The sequence below is a fragment of the Ignavigranum ruoffiae genome (assembly GCF_023195815.2).
Lineage (GTDB): Bacteria > Bacillota > Bacilli > Lactobacillales > Aerococcaceae > Ignavigranum > Ignavigranum ruoffiae.
On sequence record NZ_CP096206.2, the window covers coordinates 1,823,637 to 1,844,312 of the forward strand.

The window sequence follows — 20,676 nt, forward strand, 5'->3', positions numbered from 1 at the left end:
GTTATAGTTAGCCTGAGCCGGCTGACTAATTATATATTAGGCTATAAATAATCAGGAAAACAAGATAAAAGAAATGCCAACCCTTGGTCAGGATAAAATAAGCCAAATATTCGCGAACGATCTGATAGGGCCATAATTGTAAGGTAGAAAGCGAACCCACTAGATAGACCCGAATGGCTAAACGCCGAGCTAAGAAAGAGGTCCGCAGTAAATGAAAACGACTCGTAACGATCAGAATAGGTTCTTGTAAACAGTATTCTTCAATTAAATCTTGCGAAAGCGTCAGATTCTGATTGGTATTTAAAGCATCATCTTCCATCACAATTTGCTCAGCTGGGATTCCCCGACTCAATAAATAATCCTTCATCATAAAGGCTTCGGACTGATCAATATGACCAACAACGCCGCCTGAAACAATAATTTGTGGTTGAATCGTCTTTCTATCGACTTGCTGGCGATAAATTTGAATGGCCTTATCCAAACGACGCAATAAGAGTTCCGGAACTTCATTCTGTTTCTCCAGCTTCAATCCGAGAATAATCAAGGTGCCATAGTCACGATGATAATGCCAATAATGAATAATTTGATTAATCAGAACAAAACTTAGAAAGCTCGATAAAAAATACATAGTAATCAGACTATAGCTACTTATGAAGAGATTAAAACTTTCTCGGTTCAAATTAAATACTGCCCAATAGGTCACCGCTGAAATCCCCAGAAAAGCAACAATCACAATCAGATCAAAAAGCTTCAACCACCAAGCAGCTTGCTGATGCTCCCATTTCAAAAAAATCAGCAGCGCCAGCAAAATCAAGATTAAAGGAATAAAACCCATAGTAAAGCCAGCAATTAAATAGAAGAAATAGCGGACCATAAAAATAAATTTAAGGTTTGAATATTTCAAAAGTCCCAACATAAAGCTGGTCAAAGCATAGAGACCACACACCGTAGGCGGGAGTGGAAGTTTGGGAAAGATAAGACTTAAGATCAATAGGCCGACAAAAACAAAGCCAACCCCATATAATATCATCTTATCCCCCATTTCTTTCATAACTGATGATAGGCCGCATAAACCTGATTTCTAGACAGTTGATTGAGTTTTGCTACTTTTTTGATCGCTTGAGTAGGCGTGCAAGCTTGGCTATCGATGATTTGTTGAACTTGCTCTGCCAGTGAAAGCGCGCTAATGGTTTCAAATTCACTATGCTTGGCTTGTCCTGATTCAATTAAGAGAACTAATTCACCCTTCAATGTCTGATCACCCAACCAGCGCTCTATCGATTGGACATCGCCACGGATATAGGTTTCAAATTTTTTGGTTAACTCGCGACCCAGTACTAATTGAGTCGATTCAGCAAGTTGCTCTTGAAGTTTTTTGACGGTCTTATGAATCCGATGTGGTGATTCATAGAAAATGGCCGTTCCTGAACCCTGACCCACTTCAGCCAACACCTGATCTTGATCTGAACCTTTTCGCGGAAAGAAACCATAGTAGGTAAAGCGATCTGCTGCTAGACCGGAAGCAATCAAAGCGGTCAAGGCGGCATTGGCTCCGGGTAAAGCCACCACGGGAATGTGTTGAGCAATACAAGCTTGAACCAGCGGATGACCTGGATCATTAATTAAAGGCATGCCCGCATCAGAAATCAAGGCATAGGCTGCCCCGGCTTGTAGACCCTCAACTAATCGATCAACTTTCTGCGGATCCGAATGATCATGGAAAGAATTCATTGGCGTACTAATTTGATAGTGTTGCAAGAGGACGCCACTATTACGCGTATCCTCAGCCAGAATTAGGTCCACTTCTTGAAGTACCCTGACTGCTCGATAAGTCATATCTTCCAAATTACCAATCGGGGTAGGAACTAGATACAGGCTACCCATCTCTTCTTGCAACTTAAAACTCTGTTGAATCTGCACTCAGTCTCAGCTCCTTCCAATTTCTAAGAATAAATTCTTTATCACTTAAAGGTCGACAGCGATACTGATTTAGATAAGCTTCTTTCTTCAATCTTCTAAATTGTTTGAAGCGATACTCCTGTTGCATAGCTTGGCGCTGACTAGGCCACAGCTCCGCATAGATTAATTTCAAAGGACGTCTGCTTTGAGGCCGCGTATACTTAGCGCCCTGACCTGCATTATGGGTGGCCAAGCGCTGTTCTAAATCATTGGTATAACCGGCGTACAGACTATCATCCTTACAATATAATACATAGAAGTAATGCCCTTTTTCAATCATAATAAATCGCCATCATTTCTGGTGTGTAAGAATTATCCGCTTGATGAACGACCAAAGGCGGCTCCACTTTGACCCCTTGACGTCCCCCATAATAGATGGCTTCGACTAGGATCATATTAGCCAACTGTCCCTGCTTTGGATAAATAAATTTTAGACGATTTAGGGAAAAATGATAGCGCAATAGAACTTCGATAATATCATCGAGTCGGTCAGGTCGGTGGACAAAGAATAATTTCCCTTTAGTCTTCAGCATCCGACTCGCTTGACGGACCCATTGATCCAAGGTCAGAGCAATCTCGTGACGGGCCAGGGCATGACTATCCAAATGATGAATGGCATTCGAATGATCGACTACAAAGAATGGTGGGTTACATGAAATCACATCCATCCCTTGCCAGTCTGCTAAGGGAAGCTCTAATAAGTCCGACTCTATCATTTTAATTTGCTGGTCTAGACCGTTTAAACCAATACTGCGCCGGGCCATATCGACTAAAGCAGGTTGAATCTCTACCCCCACCAATGGTTCATCAGTGCGTGCAGACAATAATAAAGGAATAACGCCATGACCACTACAAAAATCCATGTAACGGAAATGACGTTTTTGAGGTAATTGGATAAAATCAGCCAGCAGAATCGCATCAAGCGACATGGTAAAGTATTCTGGACTTTGAATTAACTGAATCGCTTCACGTTTGAAACAATCAATACGTTCTTGAGGTGATTTTAGCCAAGGATTGGCTAACGATTCAGTTTGATTGATTATTTGTTTATTTCTTAAGTTCATCGAGGACTCCTAAACACAAAATACATTCTTCACCAGTCTCCCGGCGGGCACCAAATAACTGGTGGCAAACATGGATGCCTTCATCATAATAGGACTGCAGGCGTGAACTGGCCTGGTTTTTTTGTTGGGAACTGTTTACTAAATCTGCTTGATTCGTTTGATTCGGCGCTGCTTGGGATTGATTTAAGATGAGATCGTGTAAGTCATGGTTTGACATACGTAGTTGATTATTTTCCTCAATTAAATGCAGGAGCTCTTTCCTTAGGTTAGCCACCGAATCACTTAAATCGAGCATTTGTCGCTCGGCCCGCTCTATAATTTCAAAGACTTCTTCATGTTCCATAGTAATCACACCTTTAATTAACGAATAGTTCGAATAGCTAATTGCTCAAAAGCTAATTGCGGGCTGACATTCGCTAATATTTTTTGTTTACAATTTAATAAATATTGATTAAGCTTCAAGACATCTTCCACCTGATATTGAGCCGATTGATGGATTTGTTGAATAAAGTAAGGACTGAATGTCTCTGTCGCGGCATAGTCCTGCTTCAATAGACTATAATTTAATAACCAGAGATATTCTAGCCCTTGTAAACTCTGCTTAACTGATAAGAAAGGCTTCAACTGTAACTGAACTTGAACCATCGCCAAAGAATCTTTAGCAATCAAACGTTGGTAGAACTGGTTATAGGCCTCCAACCACTTGCCAAAGGTTTCCGCCTGATAATCGATTAAGATATCTTGACTGATCTCGTAAGGTAGAGCCTGTAAGACCTCTTGATGCGAAGTGAGTATCTCTTGATCATCGGCCAACAGCATATGCTGGGCCATCCTTTGTCGAGGGAAATTTAACTCTTGGACTCGGGATTGGATGGTCGGCAATAATTTATCCATATCTGGACACAGAAGAATCAGATAGACATTGGCTGTCGGTTCCTCTAAGAATGTCAAGAGCGCATTGGCCGCTGACGTATTCATCAAATCAGCTTGCTCAATTACCGCCATCTTAAAGTTGGCTTCAACCGGACTGGTGGCCAACCATTCTTTTAAATGTCGGATTTGATCAACCTTTAGCGATTGGCCTTCAGGTTTTAAGTAATAGACATCGGGAAATTGCTTATCAGCAATGCGTTGATAGGTTTGTTGAATGTTTTCGGGACTAGCCTGATTCATATCTTCGGCGACGAGAGCTTGGAGAATCATTTCAATCAATGCCTCTTTACCTGCTTGGTCAAGTCCGGTAAAAGCATAGGCATGGGCTAAACGCTTTTCAGTCAGCACCCGTTCCATAAAACGGACTTGTTCGGGCCAAGTTTGTTGAATGCTTAGATCCATATTAGTATTGATAGAAACCATCAACCGGTAGCACAAAGACCGTCGCTCCGCCTACATCAACCTGAACCGGGAATGATTGTGACATATCGAAATCAACATCATAATTCGTTGGTAGCGGAACATATTGTTGACGACGTTTAGAACAATCTTTGATAATAGACAAGACTTGATCGACTTTATCATCGTCAATCCCAACAATAAAGGTAGTATTTCCTGATTTCAGAAAGCCACCTGTCGTTGAAAGTTTTGTTGCCCGTATTCTATTCTCTTGAAACGCTTGATTTAATACGACCTCATCATCATCTTGAACAATGGCAATAATCAGTTTCATTGTGGTCTCTCTCCTTTTTAGATTAATTCGCGTTGTTCCATTATTTGAATACATTTCTCAGCAACTCGTTCGATTTCCTCTTGACCATCGACAACAACCATTCGGGGATCTTCCTGAGCCAGATTAAGGAAGGCTTGACGAACCTTATGATGAAAGCGCACATCTTCTTGATCCAAACGATCGAATTGACGTTGCCCCCGGGCGGCATAAATCCGGCGTAAACCAACTTCAGCTGGCACATCAATCAATAAGATTAAATCTGGATAATGATTCTGAATCGCAAATTGATTAATTTGCCAAATCTCCGCCAAAGTAATATCCCGTGCCACACCTTGATAGGCTAAAGAACTATGAACAAAACGATCTGAGATTACAAGTTTCCCAGCTTCTAAATTGGGAAGAATCCGTTCTACCATATGCTGACGACGCTGAGCAGCAAATAATAAAGCTTCCGTTCGTCCATCCATCTTAGTATTATCCACGTCGAGAATAATCTCGCGAATCTGTTCAGCAATCGGGCTTCCTCCGGGCTCTCGAGTCGTCACTAGAGGGTAACCGCGCGCCTCTAATTCTTGACGAATTTTTTGTAAGACACTGGTTTTTCCTGAACCATCAGGTCCTTCAATGCTTATAAATTTACCTACAGTCATATACGCCCTTCCCATCATTTATTATAGTTCTCTACGTCCTTCAATGGCTCGATATAAAGTCATCTCGTCAGCATATTCAATATCTGATCCGACGGCCAATCCATGAGCCAAGCGAGTCACCTTAATCCCCGCCGGTTTCAATAAGCGGGCCAAATACATAGCGGTAGCTTCACCTTCAGCGGTCGCATTGGTTGCGATGATGACTTCTTGAATCTCTTCATCCTGTAATCGTTTCAGTAATTGAGTGATGTTTAAATCTTCGGGGCCTTTCCCTTCCATCGGCGAAAGCACGCCGTGAAGGACATGGTAAAGACCGCGATATTCCTGCATTCGTTCTAAAGAGATGACATCTCGGGTATCCTCAACCACCAGTACTTGTGAACGGTCTCGTTGCGCATCCTGACAAATTAAACAAGGATCCACATCAGTAATATTGCCACAAATACTACAGTACTTTAAATCTCGCTTAGCATTGATTAAATTCTGAGCGAATTCAAGTACATCAGCTTCTCGCATTTCTAAGACATGGAAAGCATAGCGAGCTGCAGACTTCGGCCCAATCCCTGGTAATTTGGTGAAGCTATTGATTAATTTAGCAATCGGGGCTGGATACTGCATTGACACACCTGCTCTCTCTTAAAAAGGTAAATTCAAACCTGCTGTAAATTTCCCTAATTTTTCTTCTTGAGTCGTTTCTACTTTTTGAATCGCTTGATTCACTGTGGCTAGAACTAAGTCTTGCAACATTTCAATATCATCTGGGTCGACTAAGGCCTCATTAATGACTAATTCTACAATTTCTTTTTTACCGGTGATTTTAACGGTAACTAAATTTTGACTGTCAGAAACTTCAAAAACACTTGCTTCAATCTCCGCTTGAGTTTTTTGCATTTCTTTTTGCATTTTTTGCATCTTTTGCATCATACCTTGCATATTCCCCATATTTCCCATTCCGCGCATCATCATGCCTCCTTAATTTTTATCGAAAAGTTAATTGTTATTTTAACATATTTTTGGTAGAAGGGTCATAAATTTATCTGTCGCTTCCTATTGATAGAAGATATTTACTTTATCCTCGCCAAATAAATCAATCGCCTTGCTGACCACTTCAGGCACTTCATCAGGAGCATCTTCTCCAGGATAATCTCCTTGATCTTGGTCATCTTCCGTTAAAGCATCCGCTTCGCTTTCTGATACCGAAGTCGCTTGATGAATATATTTGTCTTCACGATCAGTCGGTTCATCCTGGTCAATCTTTTGTTTTAAGGCTTGTAACTCTTGATAGACCTCATCTGCCAGTTCGATAGCTTGACCCTGGTTGGATTTACGTAGAACAGTATAGTCGCTCCGAACTTGACGCCAGTCCTTTTCTGCGATAATCAAAGGGTAGTAACCTTGATCTAGCTCACGCTTAGAACTCTGGTAGAGGGCTTGAAGTAGGTCTGTGTTATTCTGCACCGTTCCCGCCATCGTTGCCGAACTAAAAGACAGCAAGAGCCATTCGGGCCCGGCAGCAATCGGCTGAACACCGGTAAACTTAACGCGATCTTGGGGGGATAAGTGATTGATAATGCCTTCCCAGCCCTGTTTAACTCGACCAATATCCTGATGGGTCGCTATATTTAAGATATGGTAAATCTCTTGAGGCCGACATTGATAGACGGCTTGACTAAATTGCGGTCGTTTCCGCGGTTGGCGTTGAATAGGCTTCTCGCTATCTTGGTCTCTAGTTTCGTCCTCTAATAATTGGACTTCATTGGCTAAGCGGACATCTTGTTTTTCAATTTGAGTCGTTAACTGTTGGACCTGAGCTTTAACTCGGGCTAATTCTTGAGTTAAATTCTCTACGAGGGCATTGACCTGGGCTGAAGAAGCTGTTCCAGCCTGACTATTCTCCTGGCCATGCTCAACTTGAGCCAATTGGATGGTCATCACTTCAACATATAAATCGGACTGGCTGGCAAAACGCATTTTATTCTGAACTTCATTGAGTTGATCTATTAAATAATAATAGAAACTTTCTGGAATTTCTTGGCGCAAGGGTTCAAGCTCTTCTAAGCTCAGTAAGGTCTGATTCACTTCGGCATAGTTCGTCAGCAAGACATCACGGGCAAATAGAATCAATTCTTCAATAAAGCGATTGGCCTGCTTGCCTGCTTGCCGCTGTTCCTTCAACACTTGTAGTGCTTGGTCGGTCTGATGATGGTATAAAGCCAATAAATAATCGACAAAAGCCAATTGATCGAGGCTCCCCGAAACTTCTAGCGCCGAAGTCAAATCCACCTGATTAGGTTGATATGATAGAACTTGATCCAAAAGACTCAGGCTATCGCGCATTCCCCCATTGGCTGCCCGAGCAATAACTTGCAGAGCCTCATCTTGATAGTCAATCTGATCAGATTGCAAAATCTTCTCCATTTGTTTGACCAGACTCGCTTGACTGATGCGCTTAAAATCAAACCGCTGTGTTCTGGAAATAATTGTGGCTGGAATTTTGTGCGGTTCAGTTGTCGCTAAGATAAATATTACACCTTCTGGAGGTTCTTCTAAGGTTTTTAACAAAGCGTTAAAAGCCCCGGTCGTTAACATGTGCACTTCGTCAATGATATAAACCTTATATCTAGCTTGACTGGCGGCATAACGCACATTGTCACGTAGATTACGAATCTCGTCGACCCCATTATTAGAAGCCGCATCAATTTCAACCACATCACTTAATTGTCCTTGAGTGATCGCCTGACACATCTGGCAATGGTTACAAGGATTGCCATCGACTTGGTTCGGACAATTAATCGCCTTAGCGAAAATTTTAGCGGCACTGGTCTTCCCAGTTCCGCGCGGGCCGGTAAATAAATAAGCATGACTAATCTGCTGGTTAGCAACTGCATTCTTTAACGTTTCTGTAATGACATTCTGGCCAACCAATTCATCGAAACTCTGTGGCCGCCAGACCCGATATAACGCTTGATAACTCATGCTCTTGCCCACCTTCTTTCTTCTCTTCTTATTTATTATAACGAACCTATGCTTCAATTTCTACACGTGGGTTGCCTTTGACGGAGAAGTTAACAAACGATCCTTCATCACATCAATCCACCAGGCCCCTAGAGGCGCCGTCAATAAAATTTCGATCACTGCTAAGCTAAAGATTAAATTTCCAGCCGGCATACCTAGGGTCAATGGGATGGAGCCAATCGCAGCTTGAACCGTTGCTTTGGGTAGATAAGCGCCGAGGACGAACACTTTCTCTTTCGCTGATAATTGACTCCCAGCAAGCGATAGATAGACGCCGGCCATCCGCCATACGCTCGTTGCTAAGACAAAGACGATGGGCCACACTCCGAGTCGCGTCACTTCTTGCAGGGGTAAAATAGCTCCTACCAAGAAAAATAAAAACATCTCCGCCACTAGCCAAATGTTATTAAATATTTTTTTGACCGAATCGAGGGGAAAATCATTCTGATCTTTCAGACGATTCGCCAGGAAAATAACTGCTAAAAGGCCAGAAACCCATTGTTGACTTCTACTTTCAATCAGTAAACAGGATAGACTCAACAGGAAGATAAGCATGACCCATTCAAAAGATTTCAGTGGATGGTGATTCACCCAGGAATGAATCAAGATATTCAGTAACAGAGCCAATAAAATCCCCAAGCAAATTGAAACCGGCAAAGAAAATAATAAAAGATAAGAAAATTCACCCTGTTGATAAAATAATAAGGCCATGGAAAATAAAACAAGAGTATAAATATCATCTAAAGACGAACCTGCCAAGATAATTTGCGGAACTTTGGCTGAAACGCCAAGGCCTTGTTCTAAGAGACGAATCATGCGCGGAACGACTACAGCCGGCGATACGGCAGCAATAATCACCCCAAGAACGAAGGTTTCCAACCAGCTCAACTGGATTAAATAATGGCCGATTAAACTTGCCCCTACAATTTCGAAAGTTGCCGGCAAGAAACTCATCCGGATTGCTACTGGGCCAACTGTTTTTAAATCCTTTATATCCAAAGTCAAGCCTGCTCGAATGAGAATAATCGCCAAGGCCATCCGTTTAATATCGGTGGCTTGACTAATCAGTAAATCAGAAATCACACCAGTGGCAAAAGGCCCCATCAACATTCCCATCAACAAATAGCCGACTAAATGAGGCAATCTCAACCGATTACACAGATAGCGCATTAACAAACACGAACCTAAGAGTAACAAAACATCTTCAATCATTATTTTCCTCCAATAAAAAAACTTCTACCCCTTCAATCCATGGAGATTCATGCATTCAAGAAGTAGAAGCCATTAGTTTAATTTAAACGGTTTGGGCCAAGTAGCACTTAAACCCTGGGAGGCGTCATTCCCAAATATTCAAAATAAAAGGCACATGGTTTTACCGCTTATAGCTGCTACCTTCCGGTCCTGACTCGATTCACGGCGCCACCATTGCCTCTTTATAATATAACACAGAATACAAGGCTAAACAAGACGATATCTATGCTAAGCTGTGGGTAAATCTTCAAGGTTTCTGTGCATAAGTCCCTAAAATTCTGTTGATAAGCCCTTTTGCTTGTTGATAAGTTTTTCTTTTTTTCTTTTATTTCTTAAATTTTGGAAGAATTCACTCAGTAAGACGGCTGTTTCATCAGCACAAGCTCCCGCAATCACTTGAATTCGATGATTGAAGCGTTCATCTTCTGGCAGATTATATAAGCTGCCCACACAACCGGCCTTCGGATCCTGGGCTCCATAAATAACTTCTTTGATCCGAGCGTTGATTATGGCGCCGGCACACATGGGACAGGGTTCTAAAGTAACATAGAGGCTGGCCCCTTCTAATCGCCATGCTTGACTCGTTTGATTCGCGGCTTGAATGGCTAGGATTTCAGCATGGGCCACCGCTTGATGCGTGCATTCACGTTGATTGTATGCCTGGCCTAGTATTTCTCCATCGCGCACAATAATCGCTCCAATAGGCACTTCCCCCATCGCTTGCGCAAGCTTTGCTTGTTCAATGGCCTTACTCATCCAATATTGATGAATGTTTTGCTCTTCCTGACTTAAATCGTTAAAGTTACGCATCCTTTACCCCTTTAAAAAATCCCAGTCAACGACTGGGATTTTAATCAAATCATTGTCCTTAGATTTTAGAAATAGTCACTAACACGGTTAGCGACATCTCCTGTCACTTTTTTAGTTTTATCCACTAAATCACCAAAAGTATTTCCCACGTTTTCTTTCACATCGTTAGCAGAATCCGCCAATTTTACCAGGGTATTGACTTCAGAATCTGACAAACCATCAATAGCTTTAATCATGGCATCGGATCCATTCAAGCGATGACGGACAAATAATTTGGCTTTCTCACGATTAATCATTCCTTCAACATTTTCGCGAGCTCCTTCATCGAAATACAAATAAAGCGCGAGCCCTGCTGCGGCAACAGTTGATCCAAGAAGAAATAATCCTAGATTACGTTTTGATTCACGATTCATATTTCATTCCTCCTTCTTTTAACTTAGTTTATTATAGCATGATTTGCGTGGAGACTCGAATGAAAAACTCATCCCCCAAGGGAATAAGCTGACCATGGCATCCGCCCATTTGCCCAAAGATACTCTTCTTTTAAGCAACAAACCTATCAAAAAAAGGCGGGGAACTCCCCGCCTTACTACTGATCACTAGAGGTTATGATTACTTGCTTCGTGATTCAGTTCGATTATTGATATTAATATTTCCTTGACGTCCGCCAATAGTTACTTTGTCCCCTAGAGCAATTTCACCCTTCAGCATCATTTCGCTCAGTACATCTTCGATTTGTTTTTGAATGGCTCTACGAATTGGTCGAGCACCATATTCCGGATCAAAGCCGGCCTTAGCAATAATATCGACTGCTGTCTGGGTCACATTGGCCTCAATTTCTAAATCATGTAGGCGGTTGATAATCTCTTGTGTTTGTAATTTAACAATTTCACGAATGTGCTCTTGTTCTAAAGCGTGGAAGACCACTATCTCATCAATTCGGTTAATAAATTCTGGTCGGAAAGCCCGTTTTAATTCTTCTAGGATTCGTTTTTCCATGGCTGAATGGTTGGCCGTGACGTCGGTCGCACCGAAGCCGATTGACTTCTCATCACGTAAGGCTGTCGCACCGAGGTTGGAGGTCATGATAATAATGGTATTTCTGAAGTCCACTTTTCGACCTTTACCATCGGTAAGGTGACCATCGTCAAAGACTTGTAGAAGAATATTAAAGACATCTGGGTGAGCTTTCTCAACTTCATCTAAGAGGATAACGCTGTAAGGATGTTGGCGAATTTTTTCAGTGAGTTGGCCTGCTTCATCGTAACCCACATATCCTGGAGGAGATCCCACCAAACGAGAAACACTGTGTTTCTCCATATATTCAGACATATCGACCCGAATCATATTATCTTCAGAGCCGAACATAGCTTCGGCCAAGGCGCGAGCCAGTTCAGTCTTACCGACACCTGTTGGGCCTAAGAACATAAAGGAGCCGATTGGGCGTTTTGGACTCTTCAAGCCACTATGGGCCCGGCGAATCGCTTTAGAGACCGCGGTAACGGCAGCATCTTGACCAATCACCCGTTCATGAAGTTCTTTTTCAAGATTAACTAAACGTTTGGCCTCATGCTTATCCATTTGCTTCACTGGAATACCGGTTGCGGTCGCAATCACTTCAGCAATATCCTCTTCGCTGACTACTAAAGCTTTGGCTTCAGTCGTTGGTTTGCTTTCTTTAGCCTCAATTAATTTTTCCAGATCGCTTTCTTTGTCTCTTAATTGACTGGCCAATTCAAAATCACGAGCTAAAATAGCTTGTTCTTTTTCTTTATTTAACTTTTGCAGGTCCTGATTATAGTCGGCCAAGCTTTTATCCATTTGATTATGGTCAATTCGAACCTTTGCCGCTGCCTCATCAATCAAATCAACGGCCTTATCAGGTAAACGGCGTTCGGTCATATAACGGACACTTAATTTAACTGCAGCTTCGGCCGATTCATCCGGAATTTCAACGTTATGATGGTCCTCATAGCGATTCTTTAAGCCTTTGACAATTTCAATGGCATCTTGAATCGAAGGTTCATCCACCTGAACTTTAGAGAATCGACGCTCTAAAGCTGCATCTTTTTCGATATATTTTTGATATTCGTCTAAGGTTGTGGCTCCAATTACCTGAATTTCTCCACGAGCTAGGGCTGGTTTCAAGATATTGGAAGCATCAATGGCGCCTTCAGCGCCTCCCGCTCCGATAAGGGTATGCAACTCATCAATGAAGAGAATCACTTTACCATCTTGAGCAATCTCTTCGATAATCTTCTTCATCCGTTCTTCAAACTCGCCCCGATACTTGGTTCCGGCGACCAAAGAGCCCATATCAAGCATCATCAAACGTTTCTCGGCGATATCAAGAGGAACGTCTCCCATAATCATTCGTTGAGCCAAACCTTCAGCTAACGCTGTCTTACCAACACCAGGTTCGCCGACTAAGACTGGATTATTCTTAGAACGACGACTCAGAATCTGAATCATCCGTTTGACTTCGGTTTCTCGACCAATCACCGGATCCAGCTTCTCTTGACGAGCTAATTCAGTTAAATTGCGGGCAACGCCTTCAAGAGTTGGCGTGGTAGAATTTGATGCTTGGCTTTGATTTTGATGAGCCATATTATTCATATTATTTTGCCGACGGCCGCGTCCTTGCGGTCCAGATTTCTTCTGAACACCAATCATGTCATAGACTGTTTTACGCAGTTCATTTAAATCCATGCCAATATTCTTCAAAAGAACAGTAGCTAGAATTTCTTCCTTTAATAATCCTAATAAAAGATGCTCAGTACCCACTTTGCTGGCACCTAGACGTTTAGCATCATTGGAAGCATTCATAATTACTTTCTTAGCCCGGGGTGAATAAGGAATCACAATATCCCCTTGGGGCAAATTCTGTACCACTCGGCCATGGAGCATTTCTAATTCATGTAAGAGCACATCAAATTCAGCCCCATATTGACGGAGAGCTTGACCAGCGATCCCATTCTCCTCGCGTGCAAGTCCTAATAAGATATGTTCTGTTCCCACGGTTTGGTGATGTAAATAATAAGCCTGTTCAGCGGCATAAATCATAACCTGACGAGCACTTTCAGTAAATAATTCTTCAAACATTGTTTCAACTCCTTAATAGTGGATTCGTAGTTGGTTTAGTAAATTCTTTAATAGATAGGCGCGTACCGCCTGTTCGTCATCGCTAATCGGCGCTAATAAATCTTTATTAACAATTGTCGACAACAATATTGCCTCTCTTTTACTTATAATATCACGTCGCACCAAGGTTTCGATGATCGTCTCTGAATTCCGTTGGTTCAGCCGGTCACCAATTAAACTAATCATTTGATCGATTTCATCCACATCATCTACTAATTCAATCTTGACAATTCGGATATAACCTCCACCGCCTCGCTTACTTTCGACATTATAGCCATGTTCTTGAGTGAAACGAGTGTTAATCACATAATTAATTTGCGAGGGGACGCAATCAAAGCGTTCTGCAATATCACTCCGTTTAATTTCTAACGGTTCATTTGATTTTAGATAACTTTTTAAGTAGGCTTCAATCACATCAGAAATATTTCTTTTAACCATTCTTCAACCTCCTTTTATGGGGTTTTTAAAACCTAACATTGACTATCTTTGACTATTATAAACGATAAAAAATTTTTTGCAAAGGATTTAGGCTTTTTTTGTCTGTACATTCATCCGTCTTTTAACTATACTAGATGAAAGCACAATATATAGGGGGAAGTCTCCCATGCTCTCCACTATATATTGTATAATTTACATAACATGTCGATAAATAACCATATAATTAAAGGAGTCATTTTTATGAATCGTCTGAGTGCAGCTACTATTATTCCTTGGAATCGTTCAGCCTTGAATGAAGCGATTAAACAATTTCCCCAAGTTTATCCGATTGAAGAGTCGATGACCATTACCCATGAAGGCATCTCTCGCATGGTGATGCTCGATCGTTATGCCTTTAAAGATACCGCCAAATTGACCTTAGCAGTCGGCGACTTAGTGGTACTTACTGTTAAAGCTGATCCCACCTATCCGGCACGAGGTATCGGTGTTGTCCAAGAATTGGACTGGGACCACCATGAAGCAATCATTTGGATTGAAGAAAGCTACCGGGGTTCATTAGAAAATGCCGATGAACAAGAAAGTGGATTAGTCAAACGCAATATTGATGCCATTGACAAACCCCTTGAAATCTATTATGAACAAATTGCCAAACGAAATGCGACCGGCTTAGCTCAAATTGAAGTCAATCAAGAACAACAAGCAGCCAGTTTTCAAGAATTCTATCAAGAGCTGGCGGCCATGAATTTTGTACCGGCCGGCCGGGTACTATACGGAGCTGGGTCTCAAACTGATGTCACTTACTTTAACTGTTATGTCATGCCTTTTGTTCCTGACTCACGGGGTGGTATTGCTGAACACCGTAAAGAGATTATGGAGATTATGTCCCGCGGAGGTGGGGTCGGAACCAATGGCTCGACCCTACGGCCAAGAAATACGCTGGCCCGAGGAGTGAATGGTAAGTCATCTGGGGCAGTATCTTGGTTAAATGATCTCGCCGATCTGACTCATTTAGTTGAACAAGGCGGATCTCGCCGGGGAGCCCAAATGATTATGTTGGCGGACTGGCATCCGGATATCATTGAATTTATTATCTCCAAAATGCAGAACCCTAAAATTCTGCGTTTCTTAATTGAAAGCTCACAAGATGAACAAATCAAACAATTGGCTCATGATAAATTGAAATTTACGCCGTTTAGTCTGAGCGAAATGGAAATGTATGAGAACATTTTGCGCTATCAGGATATTCCGGGAACGGGTGGATTCTCTGAATCGATTATTGAAGAGGCTCGTGAACTATTCAAGGCAGGCGGTAGCTACTCCGTCCATAATCCTGAATTCTTGACCGGAGCCAATATCTCAGTGACCTTGACCAATGACTTTATGGAAGCCGTCAAAAATAATGCCGATTGGCCACTCCGCTTCCCTGATGTTGAGAACTATAATGAAGAACAGATGGCTGAGTACAATAAATTATGGCAAAAGATTGGCGATGTCCGTGAATGGGAAGCCTTAGGTTATCCTGTACGGACTTATCGAACTATCCCTGCTCGTGAACTTTGGCAACTGATTAATATTTGTGCAACTTATTCAGCTGAACCGGGGGTATTCTTCATTGATAATGCGAACTTGGATACCAATGCTAAGGCTTATGGCCAAAAAGTTGTGGCAACCAACCCATGTGGTGAACAACCCTTAGCTCCTTATTCAGTATGTAATCTGGCTGCGATTAACTTAGCTCAAATGGCTAATAAAGAAAGTAAAACCGTTAACTTCGATAAATTAAAAGAAACGGTCCGCACTGGAGTGCGCATGCAAGACAATGTGATTAATGCGACACCATATTTCTTAGACCGCAACCGTCAACAAGCCCTAGGTGAGCGACGAATCGGTCTAGGAGTGATGGGCTTGGCCGATTTACTTATCTACACTGAGACCCGTTACGGATCTGCTGCCGGTAATCAAATTATTGATCAAGTCTTTGAAACCATTGCTACCACTGCCTATGAAACTTCCATCGAACTGGCTAAAGAGCGGGGCTCTTTCCCATTCTTGGTGGGGCAAACTGAAGCAGAAACGCAAGAATTGCGCGAACGCTTTATCCAGTCTGGCTTTGTCCGTCGCCTACCAGAACATATTCGCCAAGGTATTCTGAAATATGGTATCCGCAACTCCCACCTACTGACCGTTGCACCAACCGGATCGACTGGTACCATGGTTGGGGTGGCCACCGGTTTGGAACCTTATTTTGCCTTTAAATACTTCCGTTCAGGTCGTTTAGGTAAGTTTATTGAAGTCAATGCGGAAATTGTTCAAGAATATTTAGCTGCCCATCCAGAAGCAGATGCTGAACACCTACCTGATTTCTTTGTCTCCGCCATGGAATTAAGTCCAGAGGAACACGTGGATGTCCAAACCACCATTCAACGCTGGGTCGACAGCTCCATCTCTAAAACCGTTAATGCCCCGAAAGGTTATGCTGTTAACCAAGTTGCTAAGATTTATGAACGCTTATTTGACGGCCATGCCAAAGGTGGAACTGTGTATGTGGATGGATCGCGTGATTCTCAAGTTCTTACCTTGGATGCAGAAGATGCTAATATTCAAAGTGATATTACCCTCTTTGAAGTTGAAGAAACGCGTATTGTCGATGACGTCGATGAGTTGCGACAATTAGTTGATCAAGCAGAATCAGACCACTTCCGTCAGCTAGGTCATACCGATGACGTGGTTTACGGATCAGAAGTTGGCGATACCTGCCCAATCTGCCGCCAAGGAATTGTGGAAGACATTGGCGGATGTAATACTTGTACCAATTGTAATGCCCAATTACGTTGTGGCTTATAAACGATTATAGACAGAACATCAATCCAAATAGCGTTAGTTTCCTAACCGTTCAAAGAAGCGACTCTTTGTTCCTTGGGAGCTAACGCTATTTCGATAAGCTAAAGGAGGATTTCATGCAAATATATACACGAACAGGAGATCAAGGAACGACCCGGATTATTGGTGGCCAATCGCTATACAAAGATGATGCCCAAATCCAAGTTATGGGTAGTCTCGATGAATTAAATAGTTATGTCGGCCTGATTCAAAGTCAGAATAAAGACTGGCCAACATTAAACCAAGAGTTACTACAAATTCAACATTATATCTTTGATGCGGGCAGTGATTTTGCTCAAGCTAAAACAAGTTCAGACTATCGCTTAGCCAAGCAAGTCATCGCCTGGTTAGAAGATATAATTGATGACTATTCACAAAACACTCCCGAATTAACTAAATTTGTCTTACCTGGAGGCAGCCCATTAGCTGCTTCCCTTCATTATGCACGTAGTTTGACCCGACGAGCCGAACGAGATTGTGTTAGCTTTATCCGCCAACAAGCACACTATCCCCAAGATGCTTATAAATTTATCAACCGGCTCTCAGATTATTTCTTTGCGGCAGCTCGTCTGGCCAATTATAAACAAGCTTATACTGAAATCCATTATGAACGTGGTGGAGACGTCTTCCATCCCGAGTTAAAGAAGACACATCTGCCCAAACTCTAGGTTCATTAGCTAAACCACCTTGTCGACTAACCTATCAAACAGAAAGATTTTTCCAAACTAGAAGAGACCAATAACGATGTATATATCTAGACTTAGCTAGACGATAAATCTCGTTACTGGTCTCTATTTTTCTTAATTAACTCAAGTTGCTAGAGAAATTTGTTAACTGCGAATCTATTTCTTCTCGGTTAAGACCCCATCTGACATTTCAAAGACGCGATCACACTGATCAATGAGTCTTAAATCATGGGTCACCATTACAATCGCTTTGTTCTTGGCTTTGGATTCCTTGGCCAAAATTTTGACAACTTCAAAAGCTCGTTCTGAATCCAAACTCGCTGTCGGTTCATCAGCTAGAATCAGAGTTGGATTATTATACAAAGCTTTGACAATCGCCACTCTTTGCTTTTGACCCCCAGATAAATCTTCAGGGTATTTATCCGCAACGCCACTAATTTCTAATTGTGCCAACAAATCCTCCATCTCATCTTGACGCGATTTTTTGTTGATCTTATCAATTAAACGAAATTGATTTCGCACACTCAAATAAGGAATCAAATTGGATGATTGCAAAATAAAGCCAATTTCCTTAAAGCGAATCTTTCCTAATTCCTTAGCCGATAGCTGATATATCGATTGCCCGTTTATGAGTATTTCTCCTTCTGTCGGGGTCTGTAATCCGCCAGCTAAGGTCAAGAAGGTGGATTTCCCGGAACCAGAGGGGCCAATAATGGCCACAAATTCTCCGGTTTCTATAGCAAGATTGGTGGACTTTAAGGCTAGAAATTCTTCTTTCCCATCTAGATAAGTTTTACTTACGTTCTTAAATTCAATGGCTTTCATAGCTTCCTCCTATTCAATGGCATCGAGTGGATCAATCTTAGCAATCGCCCCGACTGAGAAGACCGCTCCTAAAAGGGCAAAACTAATCATCAGCGCGCTAATAATCAGGTTAAACCAATGATTCATCGAGAAGGGAATAGCTTCAGGTAAGAAGGATGCGGTCAAATATGTCAATAAAAGACCTAAAACAACCCCGATCATGGCTAAAAGAAACGTTTGGGCAATGACTGACCAAGCAATAAATCCAGTCGAAATCCCCTCCACCTTCATGACACCAAAAATATGTTGTTTCTGCATGGTCAAAATATACATAAAAATTCCTACCACAATGGCAGCAATCACAATTAGAAAGCCAATCATAAAGATAAAGGTAAGATTCTGGGCTGAATAGCCGGGTAAATCGTTAATGAAATCATCAATAGATAATAGTTCTAATTTATCTTTATCATAGTCAACATCCTGACCTCTGACCACAATAGCGTTAATTGGAATTTCTGAATCTTGACTAGGGGCGACATTCTGAACTTTGGCAAAAGTAGTCACGTTCATATAGACCACAGGACTGACACTTAATTGAGCATGATTGGTAATACCTACAATTTCTAATTCAGTATCGGTCCCCGTTATGGTCAATTTATCGCCTATATTAATCTGACCCTCATCGATTAACGATTCATCTACAATCACCTGGTTATCCTTTTGGATGGAAGTTCCTTCGATAACATTAGGCATCAGGAATTGATTCTTTTCAATGCCAAAGAAGGTAACCCCAACTTTCTCTGAAAAACTTGGATGGTCAACCACCGCTGCACTTTGTCTAAGGCTGGCCTTGTCTTGGGCATCAACTTGATCAAACTCTGTCGCCGAAATATGCGATAAATTCAACTTGGCATTAACATCTTTGGCTAAGAGAATTGATTGAGCTTCCCATTTATCCACTGCAGTTCGGTTTGCCTGAGCCAGACCAAAGGCTAAACCGGTTAAAAAGAAGACCAAATAAGCAATTAGGAACATCAAGGACACAACCATCAAGTAACGTAACTTAGCATACTTCATTTCATTCCAGGCTAGAAACATTTTTTCCCTCCTCAAACTCTCAAATAAGAATAGAAAAAACTATAGCACTAATTCTTTGAAAATACAAAGAAAATATTTATACAGAAAAAAATCTCCAGAACCACTATGGGCGCATAATAAAAGACGCTCTTCCTGAGCGTCCCTAGATAGCTTCACTGCATTTTTCCCAGATTGATATTTAGACTAAATATCTAGCTCTATTCGCTGTTAACCCGCTCAAATCTGTTGGAATAGGCATAGCGTCTCAATAATGGATGAATAATCGGCTCCAGTAAGAAATAGAAGATCCCATTCCCCAAGCCATGGGCACTATCAAAACTTAAACCCTGTAAGTAATAAGCCCAAAAACTAGGCATCTTAAAGATAAACACCCAAAATATTGACATCAGCAAGCCATAAATAAAGCCAAGTAGAACGGCATATAAAGTGAAGCCTAAACGATTGATCAAATTTTCTGGTCGGTAGAAGGGCTTTACCAATAAACCGGTGATTAACATCAGCAAGGCATAGCTAATGATTTGCAAGAGGGTCCATGGCCCCATACCTAGATAAATGTTCGATAACAAAATAGATAGGCAAGCCACAATAATCCCATCGACCATGGAAAGATTCAGACATAGAATCAACAGGATGGCCGTAACCGGCTGGATATTTGGTAAAGCTTGCATCATAATTCGGCCAATAAAAGCCAAGCCAGAGAAAATTGCCAACATGGTGATTCTACGTGTAGAAAATGCACTCGCCCTATTCAAGGGTTGCCAACTTCCAAGTAATCGTGTCTCCCTCATTTAAACTGAGTTCTGCCGCTCCTACTTCAGCCATTTCACCGTTGACATCGAACAACCACCATTTATTGGCTGCTTCGTCTTGTTGGTGGCCTTCAATCGATTGGACAAAGCCATCCTTTTCTTCAATATCATAATGGTCTTTCATAACCGCCAACAATTTACTTCCTGCTTCAACTTCAAAGCTGTCAGCAGGCTTGATAGCTTCCCCATCAACCAGAATTTCAATACTCACTTCAATGGTCTCTGCTTCTACATTCGTCGTGCTTTCAACCATAGAGCTTGCTTCGGTTAGATCCTCAACAGTGGTTGTTTCTTTCTGTTCGCTTGGATTTTGACAACCTGCAAGCACTAACAATACCGATAAGAGACTTAAATAACGAACCAGACTTCTTTTCATCATGAATCCTCCATTCAAAATTTTGCAAA

General features: G+C 41.8%; 22 protein-coding genes and 1 other RNA gene. 2 read left to right on the top strand and 21 right to left on the bottom strand.

Annotated features, from left to right (window positions below):
- Positions 1 to 25 precede the first annotated feature (25 nt).
- The 17 genes from M0R79_RS08595 to M0R79_RS08675 form a co-directional block, all read right to left on the bottom strand.
- Positions 26 to 1,030 (bottom strand): YdcF family protein, encoded by a 1,005-nt coding sequence (locus M0R79_RS08595; protein WP_248417048.1) that lies wholly within the window; start codon positions 1,028 to 1,030, stop codon positions 26 to 28.
- A 17-nt stretch (positions 1,031 to 1,047) separates the two neighbouring features.
- Entirely contained in the window at positions 1,048 to 1,920 is an 873-nt protein-coding gene (rsmI, locus tag M0R79_RS08600) for a 16S rRNA (cytidine(1402)-2'-O)-methyltransferase (protein ID WP_248417047.1), read from the bottom strand.
- Positions 1,898 to 2,239, bottom strand: coding sequence for a GIY-YIG nuclease family protein (locus M0R79_RS08605; protein ID WP_248417046.1), 342 nt, complete (start codon positions 2,237 to 2,239; stop codon positions 1,898 to 1,900). Before M0R79_RS08605 ends, rsmI begins: the two co-directional genes overlap by 23 nt.
- Positions 2,232 to 3,023 carry a tRNA1(Val) (adenine(37)-N6)-methyltransferase gene (locus tag M0R79_RS08610; RefSeq protein ID WP_248417045.1) on the bottom strand — a complete coding sequence of 264 codons (792 nt, stop codon included), beginning with the start codon at positions 3,021 to 3,023 and terminating at the stop codon, positions 2,232 to 2,234. Before M0R79_RS08610 ends, M0R79_RS08605 begins: the two co-directional genes overlap by 8 nt.
- Positions 3,007 to 3,366 carry an initiation control protein YabA gene (locus tag M0R79_RS08615; RefSeq protein ID WP_248417044.1) on the bottom strand — a complete coding sequence of 120 codons (360 nt, stop codon included), beginning with the start codon at positions 3,364 to 3,366 and terminating at the stop codon, positions 3,007 to 3,009. Before M0R79_RS08615 ends, M0R79_RS08610 begins: the two co-directional genes overlap by 17 nt.
- A gap of 17 nt (positions 3,367 to 3,383) precedes the next feature.
- A complete protein-coding gene (locus M0R79_RS08620; protein ID WP_259560569.1) occupies positions 3,384 to 4,379 on the bottom strand; it encodes a DNA polymerase III delta subunit-related protein in 996 nt (331 codons plus the stop codon).
- Positions 4,360 to 4,689, bottom strand: a complete 330-nt coding sequence (gene darA / locus M0R79_RS08625) for a cyclic di-AMP receptor DarA (RefSeq protein ID WP_092570724.1) — start codon at positions 4,687 to 4,689, stop codon at positions 4,360 to 4,362. The genes M0R79_RS08620 and darA overlap by 20 nt, the downstream gene beginning before the upstream one ends.
- Positions 4,690 to 4,706: 17 nt before the next feature.
- Positions 4,707 to 5,339 (bottom strand): dTMP kinase, encoded by a 633-nt coding sequence (gene tmk, locus M0R79_RS08630; protein ID WP_248417042.1) that lies wholly within the window; start codon positions 5,337 to 5,339, stop codon positions 4,707 to 4,709.
- Between the two features lie 21 nt (positions 5,340 to 5,360).
- Complete coding sequence (gene recR / locus M0R79_RS08635) at positions 5,361 to 5,957, bottom strand: recombination mediator RecR (RefSeq protein ID WP_092570728.1); 597 nt, start codon at positions 5,955 to 5,957, stop codon at positions 5,361 to 5,363.
- 18 nt (positions 5,958 to 5,975) lie between these two features.
- The gene (locus M0R79_RS08640; RefSeq protein WP_428831969.1) at positions 5,976 to 6,290 is read right to left on the bottom strand and encodes a YbaB/EbfC family nucleoid-associated protein; all 315 of its coding nucleotides are present in this window, start codon (positions 6,288 to 6,290) and stop codon (positions 5,976 to 5,978) included.
- A gap of 96 nt (positions 6,291 to 6,386) precedes the next feature.
- Positions 6,387 to 8,315 carry a DNA polymerase III subunit gamma/tau gene (gene dnaX / locus M0R79_RS08645; RefSeq protein WP_248417041.1) on the bottom strand — a complete coding sequence of 643 codons (1,929 nt, stop codon included), beginning with the start codon at positions 8,313 to 8,315 and terminating at the stop codon, positions 6,387 to 6,389.
- A gap of 60 nt (positions 8,316 to 8,375) precedes the next feature.
- Entirely contained in the window at positions 8,376 to 9,566 is a 1,191-nt protein-coding gene (locus M0R79_RS08650; RefSeq protein ID WP_092570734.1) for a cation:proton antiporter domain-containing protein, read from the bottom strand.
- Positions 9,567 to 9,698: 132 nt separating this feature from the next.
- Positions 9,699 to 9,795: signal recognition particle sRNA small type (ffs, locus tag M0R79_RS08655), an RNA gene on the bottom strand.
- An 80-nt stretch (positions 9,796 to 9,875) separates the two neighbouring features.
- Complete coding sequence (gene tadA, locus M0R79_RS08660) at positions 9,876 to 10,415, bottom strand: tRNA adenosine(34) deaminase TadA (protein ID WP_248417040.1); 540 nt, start codon at positions 10,413 to 10,415, stop codon at positions 9,876 to 9,878.
- Positions 10,416 to 10,480: 65 nt separating this feature from the next.
- Entirely contained in the window at positions 10,481 to 10,828 is a 348-nt protein-coding gene (locus M0R79_RS08665) for a hypothetical protein (protein ID WP_248417039.1), read from the bottom strand.
- Positions 10,829 to 11,027: 199 nt separating this feature from the next.
- Positions 11,028 to 13,517 (bottom strand): ATP-dependent Clp protease ATP-binding subunit, encoded by a 2,490-nt coding sequence (locus M0R79_RS08670; RefSeq protein WP_092570741.1) that lies wholly within the window; start codon positions 13,515 to 13,517, stop codon positions 11,028 to 11,030.
- 12 nt (positions 13,518 to 13,529) lie between these two features.
- Positions 13,530 to 13,994, bottom strand: coding sequence for a CtsR family transcriptional regulator (locus M0R79_RS08675; RefSeq protein WP_092570744.1), 465 nt, complete (start codon positions 13,992 to 13,994; stop codon positions 13,530 to 13,532).
- A gap of 240 nt (positions 13,995 to 14,234) precedes the next feature.
- Between M0R79_RS08675 and M0R79_RS08680 the strand changes: the two genes are divergently transcribed.
- Both M0R79_RS08680 and M0R79_RS08685 read left to right on the top strand, forming a co-directional pair.
- Positions 14,235 to 16,838 carry a vitamin B12-dependent ribonucleotide reductase gene (locus tag M0R79_RS08680; RefSeq protein ID WP_248417038.1) on the top strand — a complete coding sequence of 868 codons (2,604 nt, stop codon included), beginning with the start codon at positions 14,235 to 14,237 and terminating at the stop codon, positions 16,836 to 16,838.
- Between the two features lie 113 nt (positions 16,839 to 16,951).
- Positions 16,952 to 17,542 (top strand): cob(I)yrinic acid a,c-diamide adenosyltransferase, encoded by a 591-nt coding sequence (locus M0R79_RS08685; RefSeq protein ID WP_092570748.1) that lies wholly within the window; start codon positions 16,952 to 16,954, stop codon positions 17,540 to 17,542.
- Positions 17,543 to 17,716: 174 nt separating this feature from the next.
- On the opposite strand, the gene M0R79_RS08690 is transcribed toward M0R79_RS08685, so the two are convergent.
- The 4 genes from M0R79_RS08690 to M0R79_RS08705 all read right to left on the bottom strand — a co-directional run bounded on the left by M0R79_RS08690 (position 17,717) and on the right by M0R79_RS08705 (position 20,650).
- Positions 17,717 to 18,385, bottom strand: coding sequence for an ABC transporter ATP-binding protein (locus tag M0R79_RS08690; RefSeq protein WP_092570750.1), 669 nt, complete (start codon positions 18,383 to 18,385; stop codon positions 17,717 to 17,719).
- A 9-nt stretch (positions 18,386 to 18,394) separates the two neighbouring features.
- Positions 18,395 to 19,462 (bottom strand): ABC transporter permease, encoded by a 1,068-nt coding sequence (locus tag M0R79_RS08695; protein ID WP_092570752.1) that lies wholly within the window; start codon positions 19,460 to 19,462, stop codon positions 18,395 to 18,397.
- 197 nt (positions 19,463 to 19,659) lie between these two features.
- Complete coding sequence (locus M0R79_RS08700; protein ID WP_092570754.1) at positions 19,660 to 20,175, bottom strand: ECF transporter S component; 516 nt, start codon at positions 20,173 to 20,175, stop codon at positions 19,660 to 19,662.
- A 31-nt stretch (positions 20,176 to 20,206) separates the two neighbouring features.
- Positions 20,207 to 20,650: a DUF4430 domain-containing protein gene (locus M0R79_RS08705; RefSeq protein WP_092570756.1), complete on the bottom strand. Its 444-nt coding sequence runs from the start codon at positions 20,648 to 20,650 to the stop codon at positions 20,207 to 20,209.
- Positions 20,651 to 20,676: the final 26 nt, after the last annotated feature.

Coding starts and splice junctions, on each gene's coding strand:
- M0R79_RS08595 (WP_248417048.1), bottom strand. CDS start 1,030: ATGATATTATATGGGGTTGGCTTTGTTTTTGTCGGCCTATTGATCTTA.
- M0R79_RS08605 (WP_248417046.1), bottom strand. CDS start 2,239: ATGATTGAAAAAGGGCATTACTTCTATGTATTATATTGTAAGGATGAT.
- M0R79_RS08610 (WP_248417045.1), bottom strand. CDS start 3,023: ATGAACTTAAGAAATAAACAAATAATCAATCAAACTGAATCGTTAGCC.
- M0R79_RS08615 (WP_248417044.1), bottom strand. CDS start 3,366: ATGGAACATGAAGAAGTCTTTGAAATTATAGAGCGGGCCGAGCGACAA.
- M0R79_RS08620 (WP_259560569.1), bottom strand. CDS start 4,379: ATGGTTTCTATCAATACTAATATGGATCTAAGCATTCAACAAACTTGG.
- darA (WP_092570724.1), bottom strand. CDS start 4,689: ATGAAACTGATTATTGCCATTGTTCAAGATGATGATGAGGTCGTATTA.
- tmk (WP_248417042.1), bottom strand. CDS start 5,339: ATGACTGTAGGTAAATTTATAAGCATTGAAGGACCTGATGGTTCAGGA.
- recR (WP_092570728.1), bottom strand. CDS start 5,957: ATGCAGTATCCAGCCCCGATTGCTAAATTAATCAATAGCTTCACCAAA.
- M0R79_RS08640 (WP_428831969.1), bottom strand. CDS start 6,290: ATGGGAAATATGGGGAATATGCAAGGTATGATGCAAAAGATGCAAAAA.
- dnaX (WP_248417041.1), bottom strand. CDS start 8,315: ATGAGTTATCAAGCGTTATATCGGGTCTGGCGGCCACAGAGTTTCGAT.
- M0R79_RS08650 (WP_092570734.1), bottom strand. CDS start 9,566: ATGATTGAAGATGTTTTGTTACTCTTAGGTTCGTGTTTGTTAATGCGC.
- tadA (WP_248417040.1), bottom strand. CDS start 10,415: ATGCGTAACTTTAACGATTTAAGTCAGGAAGAGCAAAACATTCATCAA.
- M0R79_RS08665 (WP_248417039.1), bottom strand. CDS start 10,828: ATGAATCGTGAATCAAAACGTAATCTAGGATTATTTCTTCTTGGATCA.
- M0R79_RS08670 (WP_092570741.1), bottom strand. CDS start 13,517: ATGTTTGAAGAATTATTTACTGAAAGTGCTCGTCAGGTTATGATTTAT.
- M0R79_RS08675 (WP_092570744.1), bottom strand. CDS start 13,994: ATGGTTAAAAGAAATATTTCTGATGTGATTGAAGCCTACTTAAAAAGT.
- M0R79_RS08680 (WP_248417038.1), top strand. CDS start 14,235: ATGAATCGTCTGAGTGCAGCTACTATTATTCCTTGGAATCGTTCAGCC.
- M0R79_RS08685 (WP_092570748.1), top strand. CDS start 16,952: ATGCAAATATATACACGAACAGGAGATCAAGGAACGACCCGGATTATT.
- M0R79_RS08690 (WP_092570750.1), bottom strand. CDS start 18,385: ATGAAAGCCATTGAATTTAAGAACGTAAGTAAAACTTATCTAGATGGG.
- M0R79_RS08695 (WP_092570752.1), bottom strand. CDS start 19,462: ATGTTTCTAGCCTGGAATGAAATGAAGTATGCTAAGTTACGTTACTTG.
- M0R79_RS08700 (WP_092570754.1), bottom strand. CDS start 20,175: ATGTTGGCAATTTTCTCTGGCTTGGCTTTTATTGGCCGAATTATGATG.
- M0R79_RS08705 (WP_092570756.1), bottom strand. CDS start 20,650: ATGATGAAAAGAAGTCTGGTTCGTTATTTAAGTCTCTTATCGGTATTG.